The sequence below is a fragment of the Microbacterium hominis NBRC 15708 genome (assembly GCF_001592125.1).
GTDB lineage: Bacteria > Actinomycetota > Actinomycetes > Actinomycetales > Microbacteriaceae > Microbacterium > Microbacterium hominis.
The window spans coordinates 1-5,188 of the sequence record NZ_BCWI01000037.1; the positions used below are offsets into that span (position 1 = coordinate 1).

4 protein-coding genes are annotated in these 5,188 nt (G+C 71.6%); all 4 read right to left on the minus strand.

Features of this window, described 5'->3' with window-relative positions; translation table 11 throughout:
- Positions 1-336 precede the first annotated feature (336 nt).
- From kdpC to kdpF, 4 genes are read right to left on the minus strand one after another with little or no spacing between them, the layout of a single operon-like run.
- Entirely contained in the window at positions 337-957 is a 621-nt protein-coding gene (kdpC, locus tag MHO01S_RS15985) for a potassium-transporting ATPase subunit KdpC (protein WP_060959090.1), read from the minus strand.
- Between the two features lie 23 nt (positions 958-980).
- The gene (gene kdpB / locus MHO01S_RS15990) at positions 981-3,152 is read right to left on the minus strand and encodes a potassium-transporting ATPase subunit KdpB (RefSeq protein WP_060959091.1); all 2,172 of its coding nucleotides are present in this window, start codon (positions 3,150-3,152) and stop codon (positions 981-983) included.
- Between the two features lies 1 nt (position 3,153).
- Complete coding sequence (gene kdpA / locus MHO01S_RS15995) at positions 3,154-4,842, minus strand: potassium-transporting ATPase subunit KdpA (RefSeq protein WP_060959092.1); 1,689 nt, start codon at positions 4,840-4,842, stop codon at positions 3,154-3,156.
- Positions 4,842-4,931 carry a K(+)-transporting ATPase subunit F gene (kdpF, locus tag MHO01S_RS16000; protein WP_060959093.1) on the minus strand — a complete coding sequence of 30 codons (90 nt, stop codon included), beginning with the start codon at positions 4,929-4,931 and terminating at the stop codon, positions 4,842-4,844. The genes kdpA and kdpF overlap by 1 nt, the downstream gene beginning before the upstream one ends.
- Positions 4,932-5,188: the final 257 nt, after the last annotated feature.

Sequence of the window (5,188 nt, forward strand, 5' to 3'; positions counted from 1 at the left end):
GGGGGGGGGGGGGGGGGGGGGGGGACACGCCGTGGCATCTGTCGCACCGGCGGTGTGTCGCGGCGTCGGCCTTGCAGTTGGGGTGGGGTAGGCGCTGCCGGTCGTTGGGACCCGGCTGCCCCCACCTGCCCGAGCTGAACCCACCGCCGGCCCGGCAACCGACCCGAACTGCAAGGGATGCCGGGGGACACGCCGTGGCATCCGTCGCACCGGCGGCGTGTCGGCGCGGCGGCCTTGCAGTGCGGTTGCTCCCGGGGGTTCCGACTCCGCCCCGCTCGTCGAGCGAGCGAGCGAGCGCAGCGCGTCGAGACCCCGCTTGCCGCCGTCCCGCACGCGTCAGCGTCCGAGGGCATCGAGGGCGAGGTTCAGCTCGAGCACGTTCACCCGGGGCTCGCCGAGGAAACCGAGGTCCCGGCCGGTGGTGTGCTGATCGACGAGCGCCGACACCGCGGCGGGATCCAGGCCCCGGGCCTCGGCGACACGCGCCACCTGCAGCTGCGCGTACGCCGGCGAGATGTGCGGGTCGAGGCCCGACCCGGATGCCGTGACGGCGTCGGCCGGGATGTCGCCGATCGCCACGCCGTCCGACGAGGCGATCGCCACCTGGTGCTCGCCGATCGCGGCCACGAGGTCCGTGTTCTCGGGCCCGAGGTTCGAGCCGCTCGAGGCCGTGCCGTCGTAGCCCTCGCCGGCGGCGGACGGCCGCGACTGGAAGTACTGCGGGAGGGCCGCGCCGTCGGCATCCGTGAAGGACTGGCCGATCAGCGCGCTGCCGACGACCTGTCCGTCGGTGCCGCGCACGAGCGAGCCGTTCGCCTGCGCGGGGAGGGCGAGCTGCCCGACGCCGGTGATCACGGCGGTGTAGGCGAGGCCGAGCACGGCGGTGGCGACGAGCATCGCGCGGGCGGCGACGCCGAGGTGGCGGGCATAGGTACGGGTGGAGGTGCGGGTGGACATGACGATGCCTTTCGGAAGCCCGGTCAGAAGCCCGGGAGAAGGCTCACGACGAGGTCGATGAGCTTGATGCCGACGAACGGGGCGACCACTCCGCCCAGGCCGTAGATGAGGAGGTTGCGTCCGAGGATCTGCGAGGCGCTCGCCGGCCGGTACGCGACGCCCTTCAGCGCCAGCGGGATGAGCACGACGATGATGATCGCGTTGAAGATGATCGCGCTCGTCACGGCGGATGCCGGGGAGTGCAGCTGCATGAGGTTCAGCGCCGCGAGTCCGGGGAAGACGCCCATGAACATCGCCGGGATGATCGCGAAGTACTTCGCGATGTCGTTGGCGAGGGAGAACGTGGTCAGGGCGCCGCGGGTGATCAGCAGCTGCTTGCCGATGCGGACGATGTCGATGAGCTTCGTCGGGTCGCTGTCGAGGTCGACCATGTTGCCGGCCTCCTTCGCGGCCGAGGTGCCCGTGTTCATCGCGACACCGACGTCGGCCTGCGCGAGCGCGGGGGCGTCGTTGGTGCCGTCGCCGGTCATCGCGACGAGCGCGCCGCCGGCCTGCTCGCGCTGGATGAGCGCCAGCTTGTCCTCCGGGGTGGCCTCGGCGAGGAAGTCGTCGACACCCGCCTCCGCGGCGATCGCCCGCGCGGTGAGCGGGTTGTCGCCCGTGATCATCACGGTGCGGATGCCCATCGCACGCAGTTGCGTGAACCGCTCGGCGAGACCCTCCTTGACGACGTCCTTCAGGTGCACGGCGCCGAGCGGAACTCCTCCAGATCGGGGGTCGAGCGTGGCGACCACCAGCGGGGTTCCGCCGGACTGGGCGATGGCGTCGGTGAATTGGAGGAGTTCGGCGCGCTGCTGCGGCGCCACCGCGTGCCCCTCCGCCTCGAGCCAGGCGAGCACGGCGGATGCCGCGCCCTTGCGCACCTGCGTGCCGTCGACCAGATCGAGACCGCTCATGCGCGTCTGCGCCGTGAACGGCACGGGCGTCGATCCGTCCGGCGCGGCGGGAGCGACCCCCTGAGCCGCGGCGAGCTCGACGATCGACACGCCCTCGGGGGTCGGGTCGGCGAGCGAGGACAGCGCGGCCGCGCGAGCCAGCTCGTCGCCGGCGACACCGGTGAGCGCGACGAAGGCGCTCGCGCGGCGGTTGCCGTAGGTGATCGTGCCGGTCTTGTCGAGCAGCAGCGTGGTCACGTCGCCGGCGGCTTCGACGGCGCGCCCCGACATGGCGAGCACGTTGTGCTGCACGAGGCGGTCCATGCCCGCGATGCCGATCGCCGACAGGAGGGCGCCGATCGTGGTCGGGATGAGGCACACGAGCAGGGCGACGAGCACGGGGATGCTGACCGGGCTCGCCGCGTACGACGCGATCGGGTTGAGGGTCAGCACGACGATCACGAACACGATCGACAGGCTCGCCAGCAGGATGCCGAGGGCGATCTCGTTGGGCGTGCGCTGGCGGTTCGCGCCCTCGACGAGCGCGATCATGCGGTCGACGAAGGTCTGGCCCGGCTGGGACGTGATGCGCACCACGATGCGGTCGCTGAGCACCCGCGTGCCGCCGGTGACGGCGCTGCGGTCGCCGCCGGACTCCCGGACGACGGGGGCGGACTCGCCCGTGATCGCCGACTCGTCGACCGTGGCGATGCCCCAGATCACGTCGCCGTCGCCGGGGATGAGCTCGCCCGCCGACACGACCACGACGTCATCGAGGGCGAGCTCGGACGAGGCGACGTCGTCGGTGGCGGCCGCGGTGGCCGCGGCATCCGTCGTGGGGTCGTAGCCCCGCACGAGGTGCGCGAGCGTCGCGGTGCGGGTCGTCCGCAGGGCTTGCGCCTGCGCCTTGCCGCGGCCCTCCGCGACCGACTCGGCGAGGTTGGCGAACAGCACGGTCAGCCAGAGCCACACGGCGATGCCCCACGTGAAACCGGTCGGCACGGGCGTGCCGCCGGAGCTCTGCGGTCCGCCGAGGAACGGCTCGGCGATGGCGATGGCGGTGGTGAGGGCCGCGCCGACCCACACGAGGAACATGACGGGGCTGCGCCACAGCTCGGCGGGGTTGAGCTTGCGGAGGGCGCCGGGGAGGGCGCCGACCAGCTGCGTCCAGCCGAACGCGCGGCGGGCGGGGGCGGGCGACGACGCGGTGTCGTCGCCGGCGGGCTGCGGACGGTGGAGGACCGGGGTGGACGTGTTCATGTCAGGACAGACCTTCTGCCAGGGGACCCAGCGCGAGAACGGGGAAGTAGGTGAGAGCGGTGATGACGACCGTCACGACCGCGAGCAGGCCGACGAACTGCGGACGGTGCGTGGGCAGCGTCCCGGCCGTGGACGGAACACGCTCCTGCGCGGCGAGCGAGCCGGCCAGGGCGAGCACGAGCACGATCGGCACGAACCGGCCGAGCAGCATCACCACCCCGAGCGCCGTGTTGAACCAGGGCGTGTTGGCGGTGAGGCCCGCGAAGGCGGAGCCGTTGTTGTTCGCGGCCGAGGTGAACGCGTAGAGCACCTCCGTCATCCCGTGGATGCCGGGATTGAGGATCGAGGTCGCCTCGACGTCGGCACGCACGGCGGGGATGCCGAAGCTCAGCGCCGTGCCGGCGAGCACGAGCGTCGGGGTCACGAGGATGTAGAGGCTCGCGAGCTTGATCTGCGTCGGGCCGATCTTCTTGCCCAGGTACTCGGGGGTGCGCCCGACGAGCAGGCCGCCGACGAAGACCGCGATGATCGCGAGCACGAGCATGCCGTACAGGCCCGAGCCGACGCCGCCGGGGGCGACCTCGCCGAGCATCATGTTCAGTAGCGGGATCATGCCGCCGGTGGCGGTGTACGAGTCGTGCATCGAGTTCACGGCGCCGGTCGAGGTGAGGGTCGTCACGGCCGCGTACAGGGCGGAGCCGACGATGCCGAAACGCTGCTCCTTGCCCTCCATGGCGCCGCCCGCGAGCTGCGGAGCGGTGCCGTGGCCGGCGACCTCGAGCGCGCTCACCGCGGCGATCGACGCGATCGCGAGGGTCGACATGACGGCGAGGATCGCGTAGCCCTGGCGGTTGTCGCCGACCATGCGGCCGAACGTGCGGGGGAGCGAGATCGGGATGACGAGGATCAGCAGCAGCTGGACCAGGTTCGTCCACGGCGTCGGGTTCTCGAACGGGTGCGCGGAGTTCGCATTGAAGAACCCGCCGCCGTTGGTGCCGAGCATCTTGATCGCCTCCTGCGAGGCGACCGGTCCGCCCGGGATCGACTGCGTCGCTCCGGTGAGGGTGTGCGCGTCGACGAAGCCGTTCAGATTCTGGATGACGCCGCCGGCCAGCAGCACGAGCGCCGCCACGACCGCGATCGGCAGCAGCAGCCGGCCGAGCCCGCGGGTCAGGTCGACCCAGAAGTTGCCGATCGTGCTCTGCCCGCGCCGCGCGAAGCCGCGCACGAGCGCGATCGCGACCGCGATGCCCACCGCGGCCGACACGAAGTTCTGCACGGTGAGACCGGCCAGCTGCACGAGGTAGCCCATCGTCGCCTCGGGCGAGTACGACTGCCAGTTGGTGTTCGTGACGAAGGATGCCGCGGTGTTGAACGCCAGCCCCTCCGGCACGGCCGGCAGCCCGAGCGAAGCGGGCAGGAACGCCTGCAGTCGCTGGAGCGCGTAGACGAACAGCACGCCCAGGAGCGAGAAGGCGAGCACGCCGCGGGTGTAGGCCTGCCAGGTCTGTTCGCTCTGCGGATCGACGCCGATGAGGCGGTAGACGACGCGCTCGGCGGCGGCATCCTTCTCGCTCGTGAAGATGCGGAACATGAGATCGCCCACGGGACGGTAGAGCAGCGCGAGCAGCAGGACGAGCGTCGCGATCTGCAGGACGCCGAACCAGATGTCGGCGGTGTCGACGCCCATCAGAAGCGCTCCGGCTTCACGAGGGCGACGACCAGGTAGACGACGCTGGCGACGCCGAGCACGGCGCCGATGATCGAGAAGACGTCCATCAGAGTCGCTCCGCCCCCTTCGCGACGAGGGCGACGACCGCGAACACCGCGATCGTCACGACGACGTAGATCACATCGAGCACAGGAACTCCCGGACACTGACCGCGCTCCGTCATCGGGCCTCTGCGCGGGCGCCCACCGTGGGCACGGAATCCGATCCAACTCCGGCATCGCGGCGGGCTGCGCCGTCCTTACGGTTTCCCTACGGCCCGGCGGGCGGTCCTCACGGCTCGCTCACGTCGCGGGCGGGGGTGGGG

Bases quoted from the DNA above. Each gene is read 5' to 3' on its own strand.
- kdpC (WP_060959090.1), bottom strand. From the start codon at position 957: ATGTCCACCCGCACCTCCACCCGTACCTATGCCCGCCACCTCGGCGTC.
- kdpB (WP_060959091.1), bottom strand. From the start codon at position 3,152: ATGAACACGTCCACCCCGGTCCTCCACCGTCCGCAGCCCGCCGGCGAC.
- kdpA (WP_060959092.1), bottom strand. From the start codon at position 4,842: ATGGGCGTCGACACCGCCGACATCTGGTTCGGCGTCCTGCAGATCGCG.
- kdpF (WP_060959093.1), bottom strand. From the start codon at position 4,931: ATGGACGTCTTCTCGATCATCGGCGCCGTGCTCGGCGTCGCCAGCGTC.